This window comes from Paenibacillus sp. PAMC 26794, from assembly GCF_000316035.1.
Classification (GTDB): domain Bacteria; phylum Bacillota; class Bacilli; order Paenibacillales; family Paenibacillaceae; genus Paenibacillus.
Window position 1 is genome coordinate 36,177 of record NZ_ANHX01000091.1, and the last position, 22,463, is coordinate 58,639.

The following is a 22,463-nucleotide window of genomic DNA, read 5'->3' on the forward strand; positions in this document are numbered from 1 at the left end:
GAAGAGGAGGCAGACGGAGCATGTCCCATTTTTTTTATAAGAGATCGCCTAGGATTATTAAGGAAACATCGGGAGAGGAAGTAGAAATTTTCTCCCCGCCCTCACTTCCTCAACCACCACAATTGAACATTATCTCGATTATGGTTCCCATCATGGTTACAGTTGCAGGTGGGGCGGCAATGATGACTTTTTACCAAAGTCGGGGGAATGGGCAATTTGTAACCGTACAGATGATTTCCCTCTGTATGATGGTTGTTTCATATTTTGTACCTGTACTGGTTCATTTCCAGAATAAAGCAAAGCATCGCAAGAAAATTAAAGATCGTGAACGTTTATACGACAATCACATTAATGAGAACAGGGAAACGCTGCAGAACTGGAAGAACGAATTGATTTTGAACTGGCACCAAACCCATTTGGATCCACAATTTTGTATCAATATGGTCAAGGAGCGAAGCTCTTCGGTATGGGAGCGAATTCCACAGGATTTTGACTTCTTGAAAGTCCGCGTCGGCATTGGAACCGTGCCAAGTAACTTCGACATTACGGTACCTAAGCAAAATGGAGTCGAGAAGGATCCGATGCTTGAAAAAGCGAGAGAAATGACGGAGAAATTCACTACAATTACGAATGCACCCGCCCTGTTAGACTTGAGTAAATATCGCATTATCGGACTTGTTGGCGACGAAGAAGAACTGAATATGTTCTGTCGTACTGTTGTGACCCAACTTGCGGCACATCATGCACCTGACGAGCTTAAAATGGCCGTATTTATGAATAAGATACAGCGAGAAAATTGGGACTGGATGAGGTGGATTCCCCATGTGTGGAACGACACCCGTTCGGGCAGATATCTGTTCGAAGAACGTGGATATCAACCTCAATTAATGGAGCAATTATTTACAATGTTACAGCGTCGCCAATGGTTGAACAAGGGGGAGAAAGCACTCCCGTTTTACGTGTGTTTCCTGCCGTTTATTGAGATGCTGGAGCATGAGCCTATTCTTCCTTTGATGATGAAGAGCTCGGAGGTCATCGGTGTCTGCAGCATCGTACTTGCACCGAGCAAGGATGTTCTTCCGAAGGAATGTGAACTGGTTATTGATTTACATTCGGCTGAAGGGGTCATGCGTTCAACGAATGTAACGGGGGGTTCCGCTGGCGATGCTACCTATGCCAAGCCTAAGGATGAGATCCCATTTGTACAACCCTTCAAATCAGATCAGATGACAATGGAACAAGCAGATCAATTTGCACGTCAGATTGCTCCGTATCGGATCAAGCGAAATTCTGCGGATGAGATTGTAAATGTACTGACGTTGTTTGAACTATTTGGAATACAGAATATCGAACAGTTTCATGTGGAAAACAATTGGCAGAAGTCACGTTATCCCAATACCCTGCCTTTCCCTGTGGGTGTTAGAGGGGGGAAAAAGCCGGTTCTGCTGAACCTTCATGACAAGATCGAGCGTAAAGGACATGGTCCTCACGGACTTATGGCAGGAACAACCGGTTCAGGTAAAAGTGAAGTTATTCAATCCATTATTGCATCACTTGCGGTTGAATATCATCCCCATGATATGGCGTTTATGCTGATTGACTATAAAGGTGGGGGTATGTCCAATACGTTCCAGGAATTGCCTCACGTTATTGCCACAGTAACCAATCTGGAAGAAGAAGGATTAATTGAACGTTCTAAGGTTTCCCTTAAAGCAGAGCTTAAACGAAGACAGCGGTTATTCATTGCTGCTGGTAATGTACAGCATATTGACGAATATTATCTTACAGAGTGGAAAGATCGAGATCCTCTCCCGCATCTATTCATTGTCATCGATGAGTTTGCACAACTGAAAAAAGACCAACCGGAGTTCATGAGTGAATTGGTTTCCATTGCGGCTATTGGTCGGACATTGGGTGTGCATCTGCTCTTGGCAACCCAGAAACCAGGCGGCGTTGTAGATGATAAAATCTGGAGTAACTCCCGTTATAAAGTCTGCCTTCGGGTTCAGGACGAAAGTGATAGTCGTGAGATGATCCGAATTCCGGATGCTGCTCATATTACAAACCCGGGTCGTGGTTTTCTGCAGGTCGGCAGTAATGAAGTATTTGAATCTGTTCAATTCGCATGGAGCGGTGCTCCGTATCGACCAGATCAGAGTATTACGCAATCTGACCGCAATATGTATGCTTATGAATTAGATGGACGCAAGACCAAGTTAAGAGACCAGCTCGAGTTGCTTCAGGACACAAAACCTTCTGAAGAAAAGACGCTCAGTAAAAAACAATTAAACGTTCTTATTGAGCATATCGCGATGAAAGCAGAACGAGAAGGTATTCAGCGTCTACCAGGTCCTTGGCTGGAGCCATTGCCTAATCATCTGACCTTGGAAGATCTGGCTGTTAGTTCCAGTGAACCAGGTAAAATTTTGAATCCGCAAGTTGGACTTATTGATGATGTAGTGAACCAAAGACAATTTCCACTTCGGATCGATCTCGAATCAGGACATTGGCTAATATATGGTATGCCAGGTACGGGGAAAACAACATTTATCCAGACCTTGCTCTATTCACTGGCAATGGAAACGACACCTAGTGATGTGAATATCTATGCGCTCGATTTCGGAAGAATGCTTAAGGATTATACTCTATTGCCTCATGTAGCGGATGTCATTCAGGATGATCAGGAAGAGAAGATGAACCGATTGTTCAATTATCTGGAAGAGACCATTAGTAAGCGTAAAACGCTGTTTGCTGAAACAGGAGTAAAATCCAGATTGTCTTACTGTTCCGAAACTGGAAATACGCTGCCGGCCATACTTGTTATTATCGATAGCTATGTTAGTTTCCGAGGGCAGTTCGAGAAGCTTCATGAGAAGCTGGATCCTCTGCTGCGTGAAGGTCCGGGACTAGGCATATACTTTGTAGCAACGATCAACCGTATTTCCGATATGTTGGAACGAATCCGCAGTAACTTTCCGAATGCTGTCTCATATATGCTTGCAGATGCAGGGGACTATAACTATGCCGTAGGAAGGCTGAACAAAGCACCAACACAGATGCCGGAAGGAAGGGCCTTTGTGAAGGGAACAATCCCTCCATATGAGTTCCAAACGGCGTTATCCATTAATGCGGTGAATGAGTCTTCCCGTGCCAAGTTATTGCGCGAACAGTTTGCAGTAATTGACGTTGCTTGTACGACTGCTAAACCAGAGTCCATTCGAGTATTACCTGAGGTCATTGCTATTCCAGAAGTGTTGAAAGATATTAATATTGTGTCTGCCCCTACGCTACCCGTTCATATGAACATTGATAGTTTGAGAATGTTGGGATGGGATATGGAAGCGGATGGTCCATATTTCATAGTTGCCGGAAGAATGGAATCTGGTAAAACGTCATTGCTCGTCACAATAGGATTGATATCAGCCATGAAGTATTCGCCGGATGAGCTTGAACTGTATCTATGCGACTTTAGACGCACGCCTCAAGGATTGGGAGCACTGAAGGAATTAAATCATACGGTGGCATTTGCAACCAATGAGGCAACGATGGAAGAAATGATCGAAAATCTACGTACGAAACTGGAAGAGAGAGTTGCTGATCCAGATGAATTCGCTCCGAAGATGGTTCTAATGATGGATGATGTTGATTTCCTAGCTAAGCGTATCTCCAGAACGATCACAGGTCATCTGGAATACATCACCCGAAACGGACGAGAGCACGGTGTCTATATTATCGTTTCTGGGCAAGCCAATGCCATTAACCGTAATTATGATGAGTGGATGAAAGAGATTAAATCTGGTCAGATCGGTTGGTTGTTGGGTACGGCTGAATCTACAGATACTGAGCTGTTTAATATTAAAGTTCCTTTTGTCTCAGGTAGTCGAGTACTGCCGGATGGAGAAGGTTACTATATTAAGCGGAAATTCGTAAGTGTGAAAGCAGTACATGCATTTGCCAATGGGGTTGCTCAAGTAGCAGAACAAGTAGAGGAAATAAATAGAAACGCAGTTCTTGTCGTAAATTAAGTCATTAAAGGAAAAAAGACTCATAAATGAGTCTTTTTTCCCAAAAATTGTTTGGCAATTCACTAGTTCTTTGTATACAATAGTTAATGGGTAAAATTTATAAAAATGGTATAAAGGGGAAGATAAGAATGGCAAAGATTCAGATTACACCTGAAGAGATGGATAATGCTGCATCGAAGTTTGACCAAGGAGCGCAAGAAAGTGAGCAACTGGCACAACAGTTGAACTCCTTGATGCAATCCTTGCAAGGCGGATGGGAAGGTATGACCTCCCAAGGATTTTACAATAGATACGAATCCGATAAAAAGAACATGACAGTGTACGTTGAAATGCTTCGTGCAGTAGGTACAGAATTGAAATCCATTGCAGATCGCTTCAGACAAGCAGACCAACAGTAGTAGTTACATAAGAAGCCAGGTAAACTTACCTGGCTTTTTCTATATCCAGAGTATGAAAATGTGAGGTTATTCCTATGAGTTATTCAGTACATGCGACGGGAAGCACCCCCGCTTTACTAATCTATTTAATTGATATTAGCGGTTCAATGACACTTGAGCTTGAAGGGCAACGGAGGATGGATATCGTTAACGAGGGACTTCAGACGATTATTCGCCAGATCGTCTACCGATCAACGAAAGGATCAAAAGTGTCTCCTCGTTATCGAATCGCGATTCTTGCCTATAGTGATGAAGTATACGATCTACTAGATGGTGTTAAATCTATTGATCGTATCGCTAATCGTGGAAGTCTGCCACCGCTATACCCGAAACGATTCACAGACACGGCGAAGGCATTCAAACAAGCGGAGAAGATTATTCAGTCTGAGCTTCGTAACATGGAGCACTGTCCTGCCCCTCTGATCTGTCATATGACTGATGGCATTTACACAGGGGAAGATCCTGAACCGATTGTTGAACGGATCAAAACCATGTCTGTCCCTGATGGACAAGTGCTGGTCGAAAATATTTTTATTACAGAGGATGCTTCCACTAGCCGGATTCGCGATACACGAGCTTGGAAAGGGATGATGCCGGATTCCTTCGTGGTGGATCCCTATTCGGAGAAATTAAAACGAATGTCTTCGGTTGTACCTGAAAGCTATCGCGAAATGATGATGGAATCCGGATATTCGATTAAGAAGGGTGCACTTATGATGCTGCCTGGTACAAGTAAAGACCTAATTTCACTAGGGCTGCAGATGTCTGCTTCTACCCCGATGTAACCGTAAGGAGGAGAACACATGGATCGAACATTATTGACCTTAATTATTGATGCTACTGGAAAAAAGACAGATGTAGAGCTACCTAATACGATACCTTTGCATGAATTACTTGAACCCATGCTCAAAGGATTAAATGAAGGTATGGCCCTTACGTTTCAAGCATCCAACTATCGCTACTATCTTAGCAGTGATGGAAGCGAGTGGAATAGCATGGATCTTCAGCAGTCTCTGGAGGATGTAAAAGCAATGGATGGAAGCTATCTGCGCATTGAGCAGGTTAACTCCTTCTCAACAATATAATTTCGAATCATTTTTTTGTGCAAAGGGGAGCAAGAATCGTGTTTCCACCTGATATAAATACAGAACTACGAATCAGAAACCAAGTTTACAGACTGGGCCAGCACCCTCAATTCGAAGGCATGCCTTATGGTCAGGAGGGCAGGGAAGGCACAGTATACAAGCTTATTAACAGCTCGGGAGAAAACAGTGCCTTGAAGGTGTTCCGCCCAGCCTTCCGACAGCCTTCTGTCATGAAGTTAACAGAGCTCATGGCAGACCTCACAGTCCACTCAGGACTGAGCGTATGGTCACGAATGATATTGAATCCGATAGAAGATATGGAGTTGCTCGGACATTATCCTGAGTTACTTTACGGTGCACATATGCCATGGATCGATGGTGTGACATGGAGTGAATTAATGCTTGGCCGAGAAGCATTATCTCGGGAACAATCAATGAAATTGGCAATGGTTTTGGTATCTACCATGGCTGTATTGGAGCAAGCTGGCATAGCCCATGCCGACTTGTCAGCTTCTAATCTGCTGATCGTCAATCCTAATCAAGAGGCGGAGGACATGTCTGTTGAATTAGTTGACGTGGAAGGAATGTACGCTAAGCAATTGGAGGAACCCGATAATCTGCCAGAGGGTGCAACGGGATATACCGCAGCTTTCCTTAGAGAGTATGGGGACTGGAGTCCTCTTGCGGATCGATTTGCTGGTGGAATCCTGCTTGCCGAGATGCTGGCTTGGTCGAGTACAGACATATGTAAGCAAGCGTGGGGAGATAGTTATTTTGATCCACAAGAAATCCAGCAACAAAGTGAGCGCTATGTACTTCTTCAAGCGACGCTTGAGCAGCAGTATGGCCCTGAAGTAGCAGCATTGCTAGATCGGTTGTGGAATGCAGAGCAACTACAGCAATGCCCAACCTTTGGAGAATGGCAGATTGCACTGGCTTCAGCGAAGCAATTCGTGGAGCAAGAGGCGATTTCAACATCTGAAATGGAAATAGAGTTGGAGCAACCAGCAGAGGAATCTATTCACTTGCCGAGTGAGTATGCTGTTAACGCTTTGAGTCACGCCCAAGAGAATCAATTGGCACGTGCCCGTCAATTGGAACGTCAGGGGAATCTGACATCGGCCTTCTGGGAATATGGCAAGCTGATTGAGCAATTTAACGATCGTTCGCCATTTCATGTTGAAATCTCCATTGCCATGGAGCAGGTGCAAGAAGGCATAGATCAGACTGTCTTTAACCCTGAACCTAAGCAGACTCTCGTAAAAAAAGGCTGGAATCAACTTATCCAACAGAATAAACAGTCCACCTATGACCGTATGTGGATCTATGTAATAGGTGCTTCGGTTGGTGCGCTGGTTTTTGCACTAATTATTTATGTTATTGGTCTATTTAAATAGTGATTGAAGGAGTGCTTTATCTTGGAAAATGAATTAACGGAAGAGTGGTCATTTCAACTCTCTCCTGAAGAATTTTTCTTCTTGACTCAGTTGGTAGGAGTCCGTCATATAGCTAACTTTGATGATCCTTATCGTGGGTATCTGGCTAAGGAATTGGAAGCGGAATATAAGGTGATTGAAAAGACATTTGTGGAAAAAGGGTATCTGGTTCCGAAGCAAGAGGGGACTGGCTATGATATGAATGAAATGCTCGCCTATTGCATTGCTGCATGCGGCAGTGCTGATGTGATGCATGTGAGTAAGAAGATTGAAGGCACTGGGAAATTCGCAGGTCACTACTATTTCACTCCTCGAATCGTTGTTGAACAAACAGCAGATGAATTAGGAGGCATTGTCCTTGTTCCTGTGGCAGATGCCCAATTAACGTTAGAAGCTATGAAGGGGTTCTTTCCACTGACGCTTCAATATAAGAGTGCAGCCAAAAAGGCGGTCATCAAAGACTGCACGTGGGATCAATGGAATCAGCTTACCGAAGTAGACCGGCTTAATAGACTGGTTCAAGCAGGGCATACGGAAGAACAGGCAGAGCTTGCATTAGACATCTTCAGTAATGGGGAGCGCTCAGGCTCCATGATGTTTATGAAGAGGCATGGACTGATGTGGCATCAGGAGGATTATCACTATGCGCAATGGGGAGACAAGCTGTATTTGGCGGTTGAATTGACGGAGGGTACGCTTCAATTCCAGCCATACAAGCCGGCGATATTGAAAAAAGCGTTATTACGATTTGCGGATCAAATCGAAAAACTAGATGGGAAAGGGGTCAAATAAATGGCAGACCGTATCAAAATTGAACCTGAACGTATTAAGGAGATCGCTACCCGATTTCTGGCCAGCAGTCAGGAAAGTATAGCTTTGTCCAGAGAGTTAAAGTCATTGATCGATGGAATTACCGGGGAATGGGAGGGGAAATCTCAAGAGCGTTTCTATTCCTCTTACAAAGATGCCCATGTTCAGCTGGAAAGTGTATCAACTGTACTGAAGGATGTAGGGGAAGAGCTTAAAGCCATTTCCGAGAGATTCAGTAAGGCAGATTCAATAAAGTAAGGAGATGTACATATGCCAATTCGGCCTGACGTCGGTAAACTGCGGAGCATTGCCTCCAAATTACGCAACAACAGCAACAAGCTGGAGAATGAACGCTCCAGTATTAATAGTAATGTACAGTCCATGATCTGGAAGGGTAGAGTGTATCAACACTTTATGGATGATTTCAGAGACACAACTCAACGGATGAGGCAGACAGCGGATGAAATGGAACAATTCGCACGACGACTGGATGCGTTAGCCAATCAGTTCATGCAGGAAGATCTTGAAGAAGAGCGCAGAGAGAGAGAACGCCAGGAACGTGAGCGTCAGGAGCGCGAAAGACAACGAGCGGCAGCAGCGGCAGCCTCTGCTGCTGCGAAGAAGAAATAAGGGGGAAGCAATGTGAAATTGGAAGTCAGCCTATCTGACCTGAAGCGGACCTCAAAAAGTCTGAACGGAGCCGCGGATGAGATGGGGGATCTGCGCGCGGACCTGAATCGGTCCATGAACAGCCTAAGTTATAAAACCCTCAGCCAAGGTGGGGTACAAAGTACGTTCACCTACCTGATGCGGGAACTGGACGGCTTGCAAAGCAAGCTGGAACTGTTGTCGGAGTTGACCCGTCGCAAACGAGAAGAATATGAACAAGCGGATCGGGAGGGCAAAAAATTCAACTGGGGGAAGCTGGCGAGCTTCCTCACCTTTGCATTGGGGACGGTGCTGGATTTCTTGCCTGTCGTTGGCAATGTGAAAGGGATTATTGAGGCCATCACGGGTCGGGATCTGCTCACGGGAGAGAAGCTCGCATGGTACGAACGAGGTCTCTCCGTGCTTGGGCCGCTGGGGAAAGGAGCCAATAAAGCGGCTTCCCTCTTTAAATATGCGGATGAAGCTATGGATCTGACCGGGAAAGCGGTGAAGCATGCGGACGACGCCGCAGATGCAGCGAAAACCGTCGGTCGTAACGCGGATGATGCAATCGATGCGATCCCAACCAGTCCGAACAAGGCGGGAGTGCCCGGGAACTCGACCCGAGAAGCCGGGGAGGATATGGCCGGAGCGACGCCGAAGTCGACCAAGGCAGGTGAAGCCCCCGCAGGCTCCAGGGATACAGGTGACGCGCCGATGACCAGTAACAAACCAACGGGCAAAGCAGACGATGCGCCAAGCGATGCCGGGTCCACACGCCACGATACGGGACTCACCGATGCCGAGAAAGCAGCGGCTGCAGCAGGAACGGCGGCAGGAACGGGCTCTGCAGCGGCCGCTTCGATGATAAAGAAGACGCCCGGGGGAAGTGCTGCCAAAGGAGCAGAGCCGCCAGGGGCGCCCAAGTCGAAGGATATCGAAACTTCGTCGCAATCTCCCTCTACAGGTCGAAACACCGAAACGCAGAATGTAACCAAATCCAACAAAGAAAGCTGTCCAGGTGATCCGATCCATGCGGCTACCGGTTATCAGTTTATGAACCATGATATCCTGACGCTGCATGGAGCTACCGATTGGCCCTTGACCTTGATCTACCACTCAGGGCTACTGCAACGAGGGGAACTGGGACCTGCCTGGACGCACCAATACGGACTGCGATTGCATGTTCATTCTTCAATCCAAGATTCAGCTGAGCGCGCGCCTGCCGTTGACGTCTACTGGACAGCAGGACGTCACAACTCGTTCATCCATCAAGCCGATGGAACCTATCGAAGTTCAGATCTCGATGTGTATTGGGACGTGCTCGAACGGGAAGAGGATGGTTGGAAACTGACAACGCGTGAGCCGCGTGAGATCTATCGATTTACCGAAGAAGGACAACTGCTCAGTCACACGCAATCCAGTGGCCTAACCCTGGACATGTCTTATCAGGCAGCGGGTCGCCTGATGACCCTAACCGATCGGGCAACCCAGCGATCCCTGCATCTGGACTATACCTCGACAGGCGAACTGAAAGAAGTGAAGGATGCCCTGCGGCGTGTAACATTTGAATACAGCTCGGAGGGCGTATTGGTTCACGTGATCGAGCCGGGGGGTGTAGTAACCGACTTGGTTTCGGATGAGGATGGACGGTTGATCTCCCTGACGGAGAGTGGCATCCTCCAGTTTACGAACACCTTCGATGCATCTTACCGAATTGTGGAGCAGACGGATGCGGCCGGAAGTAAATTCCAGTTCCAGTACGATACCGAGAGTCACTCGGGTCAGACGTGGACTACCGTGACCAATCGGCTGGGTCAGGCGCGCATCCTCGTGCATGATGACGCCTTGCAGCTCCTCGAAGTGCATGCCGAAGATGGCGGTATAACTCGATACACCTACACGCCGCAGGGACAGATGGCCAGTGTCACCAACCCACTGGGCGAAACAACAACGTATGTTTACGATGAAGAGGGACATCTGATCCGCGAAATCGACCCACTGGGTCATGAAACGGAATATCACTATACCTCACACCACCAAGTTGCGCGCGAAACGGATGCTGAAGGCGGCGTAACCACTTATCAATATGACGAACAGCAGCGTCTGACCGAAGTGACCCGTCCAGATGGCAGCATAGCGAAATGGACCTATACTGAAACGGGACAAACGGCTACGTACCAGGACTTCACGGGAGCCATCTGGACCTATGCCTACAGCGAGACAGGTGAACTGCAACATACGCTGGATCCGGAAGGCCGACGTTTACAGGTGGGCTGGGATAAAGCAGGCCGACTGATCGAACTAAAAGATGCCGCAGGAAGTGTGAGTCGCCGGAGCTACGATGGTGCAGATCGCCTGACATCTATCACCGACCCGCTGGGCCTCATGTGGCAGACCGTGTATGATGCCAGTGGGCAGTGGATTCGGGAGACCCGTCCGTCTGGAGCCTCCATGCAGTATACGTATACGCCGAATGGTGAAGTCGCGACCATCACCGATGCGCTCGGTCACACCCGGCAGTATACCTATGATGCCGAAAACCGCCTGATCGCCGAAACGAATGCGCTCGGTGAAACGACTCAACTTTCTTATGACGCCGCTGGTCGATTGCAGGCCGTGACCGATGCGTCAGGACACATCACGAAGTATCACTATGATGGTGCAGGTCGTCTGGTCTCCGTCATCGATGGCGAAGGTCGGACGGTCCAGCAACTGACCTATGATGCGGCTGGTCGCCCCGTGGCATGGCAGGATGGACTCGGCCACATGACGCGGCTACGGTTCAATGCCCTCCATCAACGCGTCGAAGATACTGACGCGGATGGGCATACCCGCCATTATCGCTACGATGCCGCGCACCGTCTGACCGAAGTCATTCAAGGCGAAGGCGCAGATGAAGTGACCTATCGCCAGACATGGGATGGGGAAGATCGCCATACGAGCTACACCGATGCCAGTGGAAACGAGACCCGTCTAACGTATGACCGCAGTGGTCGTTTGCTGCAGGAAACGAATGCCGCAGGTGCACGGACGGCGTATACTTATGATAATCGCGGCTGGCTAAGTACTAAGCTGGATGCCAAGGGACAGGAAACTCGGTACGCATATGATGCTGCGGGTCGCCTGATCCGTGCCACGGATGAAGCAGGTGAAATCGTGCTGACCTATACGCCCGATGGACAAGTGGCGCGTGTGCTCGAAGCGGAGCAGCATGAGGAACGAACCTACGATGCAGCAGGCCGAGTGCTCACCCGAACCGATGGATTTGGGCATCTCCTGCAATATGCGTATGATGCGGCAGGCCGGATGACGGCGCTGACCTATCCGGATGGCAAAGTGGTGCAATATCGCTACCAAGCCACGGGTGAACTGGCTGAAGTGAAGGACTGGAACGGCCGTCTGACCCGGTACCGCTATGATGCAAGCGGGAAGCTTATCGAGACTCGGCGCCCGAACGGCAGCCAGGAGCAACGGGAATACGATGGCGCAGGCCAACTGACTCGCCTGACGGATACGAGCGGACAGGGCATTCGTTTACAGCAATTCAAGTACGCATACAGCCCAAGCGGCTTGCTGCTGAAGGAAGAAAACAAACAGTACACGTACGATACCTTGAAACGCCTGCGCAGTGGCGCCGAGCTAGGTCGTGTTGTACACTACACGTATGACCCATCCGGGAACCTGACAACCGAACAGATGGGGACATCTGAAACGGAATCCACGAGTATTTCGCCAACGCAGCATCTGCACTACACCTGGGATAACCGGCTCCAACGTGTGGGGGACTACCCAGTTGAAATGGATGCCAACGGAAATCTGCTGTATGCAACGGATGGTAACACCGCTTCCGCTTACGAATACGATGCTCGAAACCGTATGGTGAAAGCAGGGAAATTGAAGTATCGCTACAACCCGCAGGGGGACCGGATTGAAATCGCGCAGCGAGGACAAGTGACCCGCTATGTCATCGACGATGCACATGAACTGAGCCGGGTGCTAATGGAGATGGACGGGGAAGGAAATGTGAAATCCCGTTACATCTATGGTCTGGGGCTAATTGGACGCGAAGATGCCGATGGAACGTATCTGAGTTACCACTACGATCTGCGCGGTAGTACGACGTTGCTGACGGATGAGCAGAACCGGGTGACGGACCGCTATACGTATGGATTATATGGCGAACTGGAGCAACATGAAGGATTAACCCAGCAACCGTTTGCGTATAATGGTCGAGATGGGGTCATGACCGATGCCAACGGATTGTATTATATGAGAGCACGGTACTATGATCCGAAGTTGAAGCGGTTCTTGAACCGGGATGTAATCCGCGGAGAGATTCAGGACGGGCAAACGTTTAACCGGTATGCGTATGTGAACGGGAATCCGGTGAGTTACATTGATCCGTTAGGGTTGATGAAGTGTGAGAACGAACACTATGTTAGATATGGTTCTGAGAAAGAGGCTAGGGATTCACTGGATGCAAAAGGATTGGTACCTAAAGTTCATGATAACGGAACGGTATCAAGAGGGAGTAAATGGATTTCAGAGAAGGGGAGTACAAGAGATCCTCGAGATCTTGGAGACCGAGAGAATTATACACACACAATCATGATTGAAACTAGAAAAGGAGCAAAAGACTGGCTCCAGTCAAAAGGGATAGACTTTGAAGATATGGTTGGGGGAGAATCCAAGTATACAAATCGTGTTGTAATCAAATCCAAAAATGAAGCAGGCTCATATGGAGTGGGATCTGGCCTGTTGGATGAGTTTAATAAGGACTGGGTTGTTAAAATCACAACAGAGAAAATTCCTACTTCTAAAAAGAATAAAGGAAGATAATAACTAATGGATGGTGAGAAATATGTTTCAGAATAACAGTGAATTTTTGGACAAAATTAGGGAGTACACCAAAGAATTGGTTAAAAAAAGCGAATTAGAATATAGTCAAGAAGATTTTGAAAAAAGTTTTTTAACGCAATCCTCGCATACACCTTTTAATATTGATGCTGTACAAAAAATCGAATATGGAAGAGTTGAAAAAGAGTACGTTACTGATGAATATAAAAAAATATATGGATTAAAAATAAAAAAGAAAGCTATTCTTTTAACAGATATCATGTATTTTATTGAAGGGGAGAAGAAAATAATTAATGCAATTGAGAGCGAATTCCCCGAATTAAATATTGATGAAATTAAGGCTGCGTTACGTGTAATGATGATATTCATGCGAAGTATTGAATGTGATGAAATCTTAGAAGGCGAGTAGAACATACTTTTTACTAGCTACAACGATCCAATCCTAAGGCTACATGGATATAGGGCCATGGTGGCAACTCTGGTCAAGTAAATTAAAACCTTGATGGGCATATTTGCCTGTTAAGGTTTTTTTTGAATCTATGAGTTGAGCCAATATGAAGGAAGTAGTCTTCAAGCATTTTTCATATAACAGCCTGAACGGGAGCATGACCAATGCGAACGCAATGTATTACATGCGGGCACGATACTATGATCCGAAGCTGAAACGGTTCCTGAATCGAGACGTGATTCGTGGAGAGATTCAGGATGGGCAGACGTTTAACCGGTATGTGTACGTCAATGGGAATCCGGTGAGTTAAATCGATCCGCTAGGGTTGATGAAGTGTGAGAATGAGATAACTCTTAAATATGATAGTGAAATGCCAAAACGTGAATCTGAGAAAAAGGCTAATAAGTTAAAGGAACTAGGTGATCAAGGTCTTTAATACAAAGCACAAAAGCCTGTATCAAGGGATCTTACCTACTTGGTACAAAAATTAAGATTAATATTCAATTGGGAGGAAAGTAGATGGATGAAAAACTTGACGACTTAATAATGAGGGTAAAAGAAAAACTGAAAACTGAACCTGATAGTATTATTTATGGTGAATTATGTAAAGGTGTTACAGCTACAACAATGGATAATAAAGTCCTGAAACTGTACTTTGAGTTCTTGGGAAAATCTGATGGTGCAAGATGTGGAGCAATCGATTTATGGTCGATTAATGAATTAGATGAGCATCAATATCGGGTTTCTGATTTTATAGGAGGAAAAGAGAATGGATGGAAGTAGGGCAAGTATTGTACGAGCCATTAGTGATTGATAAGCACTCTGGACAAGTATGCTTTTTTAAATAAGGATATTCAGCAAGCGCTGAGAAAACTTTTGGGGATTTTAACTACTTCCTTTTTATAATTATGTATTTGGTCCAAAATATAAAGAACTCGTACCTGATGTGCATCTAGATGATTGGTACGAATTTCTCAAGAAGATAAATTTGTTATAATTCTCAATCGCATAAATAGAAATTTTCTTTCTTAAGAAAAACTTAGATAAGTTATCTAAAACTAACAGTCAAAATCGTACCAGATGTAATATATTTGAGAAGGTATAGCCAGTGAGAACGCAACTGGCTACTTTTCTTGTAGCGATGAATTGCCGAAAGATTTTGGGAATTAATAACTTTGTGATTTTAAAATTAGTAAATATCTTGGAGATAATAGAGTTAGAAGGGAAAAGAAGAATTGCAGACGTTAGCAAGATCTATAAAGTAACTTCATCAATATGGATTGAACACAGAAATATTTTTAAAATTATCTCTATCAGATCTATTGAGGAGTTATGAGGAGAAACACAATCTCGGGGATAGATTTATTAATTGTGTTAAATGTGGCATGCTTTATGCTATTATACAATTTCATTTTTTTATCATGAGAGTCTATGTTGTGAGTAGCAAGTACATACGTAAAGTATTGAGTGTTTAAGTAAATAGGGTAGAGGGGAGGCGCTAATCCGTTAAACAGTGAAGTTGGATGTTTTAGTGAAGAGATAAAGCATTCAATAGAGATATATCAAAAAATGCTAGAAAGGTAGGAACATTATATGTGGATTCAGGAGTATTTATACAAGGAGAAATAAGTCTTAATACCTATGAATGGGCATCGTGATATGGTAAAATATTCATGGAACTTGAATGGGATATATTGCTTAGTGAACTATTTTATTTAAATAAGTCCTATATATTTGATAATAGCATAATAGTAGATTCAAGAAAAAAAGATACATAGGCATGAAGGTTCCACAGAAAACTATAAAAATGGAGCGTGAAAGATTTGAAAAAAGTAACACAACTCATATTAAGCGGTGCATTGGTATTTGGAATGTTCCCTTTTACCGGAAACACCAGTCAAGCAGCCGTTGCCTCATTTAAAGATGTGCCTACGAGCCATTGGGCGAAAGCATCGATCGATGCAGCGGTAGCAAAAGGTTATTTCAAAGGATATAGTGACGGTACATTTAAGCCTGGGGCGACAGTAACACGTGCGGAATTTGCAGCATTGCTAGCCCGAGTGGCTAAAGGGACGCCGGATACGGAGAAAACTAATGTGTTTAAGGATTTGACGGGGCATTGGAGTGAGAACGAGGTGAATCATGCGGTATCGCTCGGCTTTTTGAAAGCTTCCGATTATCCGAATGGCTTTAAGCCAGGCACGGCTTTGACACGAGAGGAAATGGCGAAGTGGCTCGGTTCAGGACTTGCAGCTCAGGATGAGGATTACAAGCAAGCGTTGAAGGATACAGAAAATACGTTGGTGCCTGTGGCAGAATATTACAAGGGCGGGTTGAAGAAAGCAGCCTATCCCTATGTGTCGGTGGTATTGGGAACTGGATTGATGGGCGGGTACCCAGACGGTACGTTTGGTCCGGGGAAAACAACCACCCGAGCAGAGGCTGCAGTTATTTTATCGCGTTACGAACAGGTGCAGGAAAGTAAGGCAACTTCGTACAAAGATCTGAACGAAATGCGGGAGGTAGGTCTGACAGGAACAAATCTGACGTCTGCAACACCATACATATATCTAAAATCCGAAGAGGGTGTTAGTTCCAGTTTTGATCGTATAGTGGGCAAGACAGTAAAACTTCGTAACAATTTAGGTACTATGACCCCGCATCGGATGATTGTTGCCGATGCACATTCAAAGACAAATATTAACAATATTTATGGTAGGATGTTTATTGATAAAGATTATAGATACCCCATTAAAGAAGGATATTATGAGGTTTTCATTGAAGTGACCGTAACCCCTAGTAGTAATAATTTAAGGAATTTAACATTTTACCAGGAGGTTGCTAACGTATTTACAACGGTAAACAACTTCAATAGTGGAGCAGTGGATAAATACGGGATAAATAATCTTCCCGTTGAGGACTATGTAAGCTCTGGATTTTTTAAAGAAAAAGTGGATCGAAAGTTTTGGATGAGATTTGGATTGGCCAGAACTTCTGATGGATCCTCATCAGACAGTTGGAAAACTTTTTTCATTGATAATAATACAAAAGCGTCATTTAGTCTTCCACTAAGATGAATGTTACGAGAAGAAAGAAATTAATTACACCTTTAATCCTTGCTATTGGACTTGTGATGGTTCTCATTGTTACAGGCGTTTATCATGCTAGTGCAGCAAGTAGTAAAGTAGTAGTTGTCAGTCCAGATCCCGAAGATTCCAAAAAAATAAATGAATTTGAAGAGCCTTTAGCCTCTCCTAGAGGTCCGACAGGATACCAAAAAGTACTCAGAGTGTTTGAAGGAATAAAAGAGGCTAATCCAGGGGTGTATTGGTACCAAATCGACAGTTTAGATTGGATTGCAGAAACTACTTTAAGTGGCGGGAATGTAAAAGCAGATAATGTTATTTACCAAGGGGAATCTGCCCCAAAAGTGAAGTCTGTAAAGGATAGAATTCTTATGGCTGATAACAGTGCTTATTTTCCAGACGAGTATCGAGACCAAACTGGAGTAACTGTAAGCCCCGATAAGGTGCCTAAACCATATATCATTAAAGCTGAAACTACAGAGGCACAAGGAACAAATTCGCTAATCACTAAGCTAGAATTAAACCCAGCTAAAACAGCAGTAACATTAACCTCTGACACAGGAAAGAAAAATTCGGAGCTTTACGTTCAGGATTATACAAAATTTTATGGAAAAAATCCCAAAAATGAAAATAAGTACAGTACCTTATATTTAACGCCTTTAAATATAACATGGCGAAGTAAGTGGACGGAGCAGAAAAAAATTCGACTTACAGGTACTCAGCGATTAAAAAAAGATGAAGAAGCCAATCTCAAAGGTGAAGTGGCTACGATGAGTCATGGAGCTAAGCAATTTGGCAACTGGGTAGATATCTCCACTCGTTCGGGTGTGGAATGGAAATCAGATCAGGAAGGTATCGTTGAGGTGAACCCAAGTGGAAAGATTAAAGGCGTAAGCCCGGGAACCGCTACAATTTCTGTACGTTGGAAAAGCGACGATTCATATAAATACGATCTTATAGCTTACTTAAAAGTCGCGGTGGGTGATGGGGCAGCCCCACCAGGGGGAGTTGCAGGCTGTACATATACCATCAATCCACCGAATGAGGTAGCCGCACCCGAAACTGCGTTTATGGAACCTGGTGCCCAAGGGCATATTCTGGCGGATGATCCAACGAACGGCATTCATTTTGATGTCACACGAGGGATTCCGACGTCGGAGCATCTGTACGCCAACACGTGGGCGATGAACTATTTGTTCCAGCATACCTTTGGCAAACAGCAAGGCACGATTACCTATGATTGTACCGCGGAACTTACGTATGCCCGGACCTGGAAGGTGGAGCAACCTGATCTACCGGGACCGGATGGCACGTCTATCCCCCAACCCGATACCGAGGATTCGGATACGGTTGATGTGACGTATAGGTTCAGCTTTGAACGAAACTATAGCTATTGGAACATCAATAACGTCGAACTGTATTCGATTGAGCAGGCCAAGATGGAGAATTATGCGCTTCCTGACGGGGAGCGAATTACGCTGTATCCTCAAGGGTATACCCCACCAGACCTGGAGATGGAGCATGACGAAGACGTGGAAATTCATGTCATGCCGCAGGAAACGGGAGAAATCAGCTATGTTCCCGAGGTACTAGCGACTGAGGGGTACGAACCGCTAGATGTACCTGATGATACCGAGCTGCTTAAAGGCATGGCCGAAGGCCAAACGGGTCCACCCGATGTGAAGAATGATGCGCTGGACTTTACCTGGGAGGGTTCAACGACAAACGTCATGGATGGTAGCACCGTGGTTGAAAATGGACCGGATCCGACGCAAATCCCAGCACCGACCAAGATCGGCTCGTATAAAAATACCGGGGAGCAGGTGTTGTATGAAGATCAGCTGTTGATTCCCCGGACACTCTTGAATAAAGCAGATACGGAGTCCACAGGGGAAATCCAGTATGCCCTCCATCCAACCACCTTGGGAGGCAGTGGAGGAAAAACGTTCTCTGTCGATCCAATCAATACCGTCACCGTCCATACACCAGTCGTGAACTACTCGCTCGTATCGGATGATCAGCCGCATAATCAGAAAACGGTGCCGAACATGAACCGGTCTGCGCTCATTTTGGAGCGACCATTCACGGTTCGCATCCCGACCAGCGGACAACATCTGGATGCGGGGTCCTACCCGGGATATGGCGATCGGGATTATGCCAAGTATTATCGGATTAAACAAGTCCGGTTTCCATTTGACGTGTACAGTGCCGACCGAACGCAATTTTATCCGCGAAACACGTGGATCGATGTTCAGGTACCGGTGCTGGATACGACCTTCTATCTGCCCGTGTGGGTAGATGAAGGAGACTACCAGGTGGAATTCCGCAATATTGCTGAAAATGCCCCGTCGCATTTCAGTATCGAGCCGGAGATTGATGCCCAGCCCGATGCCAACACAGATCTGTACTACCACGCCGCTTCGGACGAAGTCTCCGTAGAGGTCATTGGGCGACTATATGACTTTGAGATTACCGATATCGCCGACTATAACTGGGAGCTGGTCTTCCGCCGTTTTAAAAATAGTCTTGCGCCGACCTGGATCAGTTACTGGACCGGCACGCAGGATATCGATGGAGACAAGCGGGGGAACAAACCCCAGTTTACCGTCCCGATTCGTCCCGGCAGTCACCCCCTGCAAGGGTATCAGAATGTGGCGGTGAAAACGGGATATCACTTCAAGTTTGACTTTAAAACGAAAGGCAACATGTTCGGCCCACGAGATGGCATTCGTCTCACGCCAACCTTTGATTTTGTGAGTAAGGATGGAAGTACACGTGTGCCGGTGGATCTGTATTACTCCACCAACCAGCGCAACTTTATTCGCATCGGTTCGACAGAAGATCAAGTGAAGCGGTTCGTGATTTTGAACGATCGGCTACGTCAAGTTCCGTCCGAACAACTACGAGATACAGCGACGTACAAATACAACCGATATGGTGAAATCCATCTGGGGATGATGAGTGAACGAGCGTATCAAGAGTACTATCGAGACAAGTTTACGAAAATGAAAACTCCGGTAGGTGGATATAGCCTGCTCTTGATGCCAGAACAACTGCGGACATTTATCGGTCCGAAAACGAATATTCCAACGACCGCCAGTGCAGATGTACTTCGTGCGAATGCAGCCATTCAACAATGGTACGGGGAATACAGTTTGCCTGCCGAGCCCTATGTGGTGCAAGTGGGAACAAACTTGGCTGAGTATGGACGTACGCATGGCGGATTGGATGCTAAATCGCCAATCTTCCTGAAGGATGGGTATATCGTGGTGAACTTCAACTTCGAGTCCATTCGGGAGGGGAATTTGGCGGCGCCGCATCTGCAATATATCCATGCCCCGCTGATGAATCAATGGTTGCTGGAAGGATTCCAGCGTGAGGTAGAGGATAGCTATGGAAACAGCTTTACGTTGCGGGACGGAGACGTAGTCTTCTACCATGCAGATCGCTCCAGCCGCGATGATTTCAGTGCGCAGGTACCGCATTAAGAAATAAATGTAACTATTACAATCAGTTACTGGATAGAAGAAATCCTTTAACTAGAGGATTTCTTCTGTTTTACAACTACATTGATAAAGTGAGGGATGGTTGTGTCCCGGATAATAAAGATAATTACATTTACCATAATGATCGTTGGAGTAATAGGAGGATGTTCTGGAGTGGACAAAAAGGATCAAGAAATTATAGAGCGTTCGGAGACCATTGCCATTGATTATCTAAAAGAAACTTATGATTTAGACGTGACCATCACAAGGAGGCAAATGCAGCCTAAGATGGCAATGTCACGTGTATCAATATATGGTTATATAACGGGAAACGAAGATCAAACGTTCATAATATCGATTAATTATGAAACTGGTTTGAAAGAGATGTTTGCGTATAGTCCTGAATTTAAGAAAGCATTATTAGTAAAAGGATATAATCTTTGATATTACAGTTAAATGTGAGGTAGGGAGATTAAATGAGTAAGGATGATCTAAACAATAGAAATATAACCGATCAGGTTTATCAACGAATGTCCGATGCAGCTTATAACGATTTGGAGAAAGGAATTGAAATTGAAGGTTTAACGGGCTGGGAAGTACTAGACCAAAAACACAATTCATCTGGCATGGATGCAGTGACCTTTTATAATCCTGATACGAAACAAGCGGTCGTTGCTTTCCGAGGAACGGAAGGCTCCAGCACTTGGGATAGAAAAGCTCCTGATCTAAAAGCGGATGTTCTAAATATAGGTCTTCCTGAAATTGGAGCAACGATCAATAGAGCTTTTGACGATCTCCGATTTCCATTGGAAAAGGAAATTTCTAAAGGAATAGAAGACTCGCTAGGTCTTTCTCAACTTGAGGATTGGCTAGGGGACACTCAAAAAAACATCAGCAAGGGGCTGCGTTTTGAAAATCAGCTATATGAGGCTGAAGATTATGTGAAGGAGATGCAGAGTAAGTATCCAGACGCGGACTTCACACTCACAGGACATTCTTTGGGTGGAGCCAATGCGCAATATGCAGCTGTGTATACTGGGATAGATGCAGTAACATTTAGTGCGCCTACCGTCGTCGCATCATTGACGCCAGAAATGCGCAGAAAAGCGGAAGAGGGAGGTTTTGACCGGCAAGTGATCAACTTTATTCATCCGGGAGATTTCATTGCAAGTGGTATGCTTGGAGGATATGAGCGGCATGTAGGTTCGACCTTAGTGATTGATTTCAATTATGACGATTTCAACGCAAGTTATGGCCTCAATGCCCATGAAAAATATAACGATACACTGGAAGGACCTTCATATCACGATATGAAGCATTACAGCTTCGATGACGATGGGTATATCGATAATACTTTGTATGATGAAATTACGGGAGAACGAGTGAGTTTCTCTCCGCGAAAACCTTCGGATCATAACATCCTGGATCATGCACGTGAAGCTTGGGATACCCTATCCAAAGGTTTCAAGTCTGTGGTTAATGTTGTAGGTGGTTACTCGGCAGGAACCATCGAGTTAACGCCAGAAGAACTGAAGGAGATTGCAGGGAAATGGAGTCGCCAAGCACAGGATATGAGCCGTACCTTCGAGCGAATCCAAAGGAACTTTTTTGAATACACCGAGAGCAGTCATAGTCAGCGGCTTGTGCCGATTGTATGGGATCTTCAGATGAGTATTAAGCAGTTAGATGAATGGCATCTGGAACATACATCAGATCTTGTAGATTATATTCAGAACAAGGCGGATTTGTTTATCCAGGCCGATAGTGGAACAGTAGCTTAACGAGCATTGGTAGAAAGGCAGGAAGATGTAATGAGTGGAAGCAGTATAGCCATGGACTTGGATCAGTTATTACAGGCAGAACAAGAGTTGGATCTTATCCTTAGCGAATTGAGAGAAAACGAGAGAGAAGCACGAGTATTGTATGGGAAGCTGAACACCTGGAAGGGACAATCAGCAGACAAACTTCGAATCAAGGTGGAAGTGTTCTTTTATCAGCTGGATACTCGGACACAGTTACTTCTTAAACAAAAACAGGAAATGTTAGATGCGATCAAGAGAATAAAGGATGCGGATGGAAGCTATTGATTGTATAATGAGATTTTATTTTTATTTTACATAAAAATTTGTTTTAATTTTGAAAT

17 protein-coding genes are annotated in these 22,463 nt (G+C 45.4%); all 17 read left to right on the top strand.

The genetic code is table 11. From position 1 onward, the window contains the following. Positions 1-20 precede the first annotated feature (20 nt). Complete coding sequence (essC, locus tag D829_RS0128640; RefSeq protein WP_017692346.1) at positions 21-4,025, top strand: type VII secretion protein EssC; 4,005 nt, start codon at positions 21-23, stop codon at positions 4,023-4,025. A gap of 128 nt (positions 4,026-4,153) precedes the next feature. Next, a complete protein-coding gene (locus tag D829_RS0128645) occupies positions 4,154-4,423 on the top strand; it encodes a WXG100 family type VII secretion target (protein ID WP_017692347.1) in 270 nt (89 codons plus the stop codon). A gap of 74 nt (positions 4,424-4,497) precedes the next feature. Next, positions 4,498-5,247: a vWA domain-containing protein gene (locus D829_RS0128650; protein WP_017692348.1), complete on the top strand. Its 750-nt coding sequence runs from the start codon at positions 4,498-4,500 to the stop codon at positions 5,245-5,247. Between the two features lie 18 nt (positions 5,248-5,265). Next, on the top strand, positions 5,266-5,547 hold the full coding sequence (locus tag D829_RS0128655) for an EsaB/YukD family protein (RefSeq protein ID WP_017692349.1): 282 nt from the start codon (positions 5,266-5,268) through the stop codon (positions 5,545-5,547). Between the two features lie 38 nt (positions 5,548-5,585). After that, positions 5,586-6,944 (top strand): protein kinase family protein, encoded by a 1,359-nt coding sequence (locus tag D829_RS32115; protein ID WP_017692350.1) that lies wholly within the window; start codon positions 5,586-5,588, stop codon positions 6,942-6,944. 21 nt (positions 6,945-6,965) lie between these two features. Next, on the top strand, positions 6,966-7,775 hold the full coding sequence (locus tag D829_RS0128665; RefSeq protein ID WP_017692351.1) for a hypothetical protein: 810 nt from the start codon (positions 6,966-6,968) through the stop codon (positions 7,773-7,775). Next, positions 7,776-8,051, top strand: coding sequence for a WXG100 family type VII secretion target (locus tag D829_RS0128670; protein ID WP_017692352.1), 276 nt, complete (start codon positions 7,776-7,778; stop codon positions 8,049-8,051). A 12-nt stretch (positions 8,052-8,063) separates the two neighbouring features. Continuing rightward, positions 8,064-8,423 (top strand): WXG100 family type VII secretion target, encoded by a 360-nt coding sequence (locus tag D829_RS0128675; protein ID WP_017692353.1) that lies wholly within the window; start codon positions 8,064-8,066, stop codon positions 8,421-8,423. Between the two features lie 12 nt (positions 8,424-8,435). Continuing rightward, positions 8,436-13,283 (top strand): RHS repeat-associated core domain-containing protein, encoded by a 4,848-nt coding sequence (locus D829_RS32120; RefSeq protein WP_017692354.1) that lies wholly within the window; start codon positions 8,436-8,438, stop codon positions 13,281-13,283. A 22-nt stretch (positions 13,284-13,305) separates the two neighbouring features. Continuing rightward, positions 13,306-13,710 (top strand): hypothetical protein, encoded by a 405-nt coding sequence (locus tag D829_RS0128685; protein WP_152417169.1) that lies wholly within the window; start codon positions 13,306-13,308, stop codon positions 13,708-13,710. Between the two features lie 145 nt (positions 13,711-13,855). Further along, positions 13,856-14,059 carry an RHS repeat-associated core domain-containing protein gene (locus D829_RS0128690; RefSeq protein ID WP_017692356.1) on the top strand — a complete coding sequence of 68 codons (204 nt, stop codon included), beginning with the start codon at positions 13,856-13,858 and terminating at the stop codon, positions 14,057-14,059. A gap of 209 nt (positions 14,060-14,268) precedes the next feature. Continuing rightward, the gene (locus tag D829_RS0128695) at positions 14,269-14,532 is read left to right on the top strand and encodes a hypothetical protein (protein ID WP_017692357.1); all 264 of its coding nucleotides are present in this window, start codon (positions 14,269-14,271) and stop codon (positions 14,530-14,532) included. A 1,040-nt stretch (positions 14,533-15,572) separates the two neighbouring features. Then, entirely contained in the window at positions 15,573-16,826 is a 1,254-nt protein-coding gene (locus D829_RS32125) for an S-layer homology domain-containing protein (protein ID WP_017692359.1), read from the top strand. A gap of 380 nt (positions 16,827-17,206) precedes the next feature. Next, a complete protein-coding gene (locus D829_RS0128710; RefSeq protein ID WP_241230832.1) occupies positions 17,207-20,323 on the top strand; it encodes a DUF5704 domain-containing protein in 3,117 nt (1,038 codons plus the stop codon). A gap of 171 nt (positions 20,324-20,494) precedes the next feature. Continuing rightward, a complete protein-coding gene (locus D829_RS32130) occupies positions 20,495-20,764 on the top strand; it encodes a hypothetical protein (RefSeq protein WP_017692361.1) in 270 nt (89 codons plus the stop codon). Between the two features lie 32 nt (positions 20,765-20,796). Further along, positions 20,797-22,101, top strand: coding sequence for a DUF2974 domain-containing protein (locus tag D829_RS0128720; protein WP_017692362.1), 1,305 nt, complete (start codon positions 20,797-20,799; stop codon positions 22,099-22,101). A gap of 30 nt (positions 22,102-22,131) precedes the next feature. Then, the gene (locus tag D829_RS0128725) at positions 22,132-22,407 is read left to right on the top strand and encodes a hypothetical protein (protein WP_017692363.1); all 276 of its coding nucleotides are present in this window, start codon (positions 22,132-22,134) and stop codon (positions 22,405-22,407) included. The last annotated feature ends 56 nt before the right edge of the window (positions 22,408-22,463 follow it).

Excerpts from the sequence above, each read along its gene's own strand:
- essC (WP_017692346.1), top strand. The coding sequence starts at position 21 with ATGTCCCATTTTTTTTATAAGAGATCGCCTAGGATTATTAAGGAAACA.
- D829_RS0128645 (WP_017692347.1), top strand. The coding sequence starts at position 4,154 with ATGGCAAAGATTCAGATTACACCTGAAGAGATGGATAATGCTGCATCG.
- D829_RS0128650 (WP_017692348.1), top strand. The coding sequence starts at position 4,498 with ATGAGTTATTCAGTACATGCGACGGGAAGCACCCCCGCTTTACTAATC.
- D829_RS0128655 (WP_017692349.1), top strand. The coding sequence starts at position 5,266 with ATGGATCGAACATTATTGACCTTAATTATTGATGCTACTGGAAAAAAG.
- D829_RS0128670 (WP_017692352.1), top strand. The coding sequence starts at position 7,776 with ATGGCAGACCGTATCAAAATTGAACCTGAACGTATTAAGGAGATCGCT.
- D829_RS0128675 (WP_017692353.1), top strand. The coding sequence starts at position 8,064 with ATGCCAATTCGGCCTGACGTCGGTAAACTGCGGAGCATTGCCTCCAAA.
- D829_RS0128685 (WP_152417169.1), top strand. The coding sequence starts at position 13,306 with ATGTTTCAGAATAACAGTGAATTTTTGGACAAAATTAGGGAGTACACC.
- D829_RS0128690 (WP_017692356.1), top strand. The coding sequence starts at position 13,856 with ATGAAGGAAGTAGTCTTCAAGCATTTTTCATATAACAGCCTGAACGGG.
- D829_RS0128695 (WP_017692357.1), top strand. The coding sequence starts at position 14,269 with ATGGATGAAAAACTTGACGACTTAATAATGAGGGTAAAAGAAAAACTG.
- D829_RS0128710 (WP_241230832.1), top strand. The coding sequence starts at position 17,207 with ATGGCTGATAACAGTGCTTATTTTCCAGACGAGTATCGAGACCAAACT.
- D829_RS0128720 (WP_017692362.1), top strand. The coding sequence starts at position 20,797 with ATGAGTAAGGATGATCTAAACAATAGAAATATAACCGATCAGGTTTAT.
- D829_RS0128725 (WP_017692363.1), top strand. The coding sequence starts at position 22,132 with ATGAGTGGAAGCAGTATAGCCATGGACTTGGATCAGTTATTACAGGCA.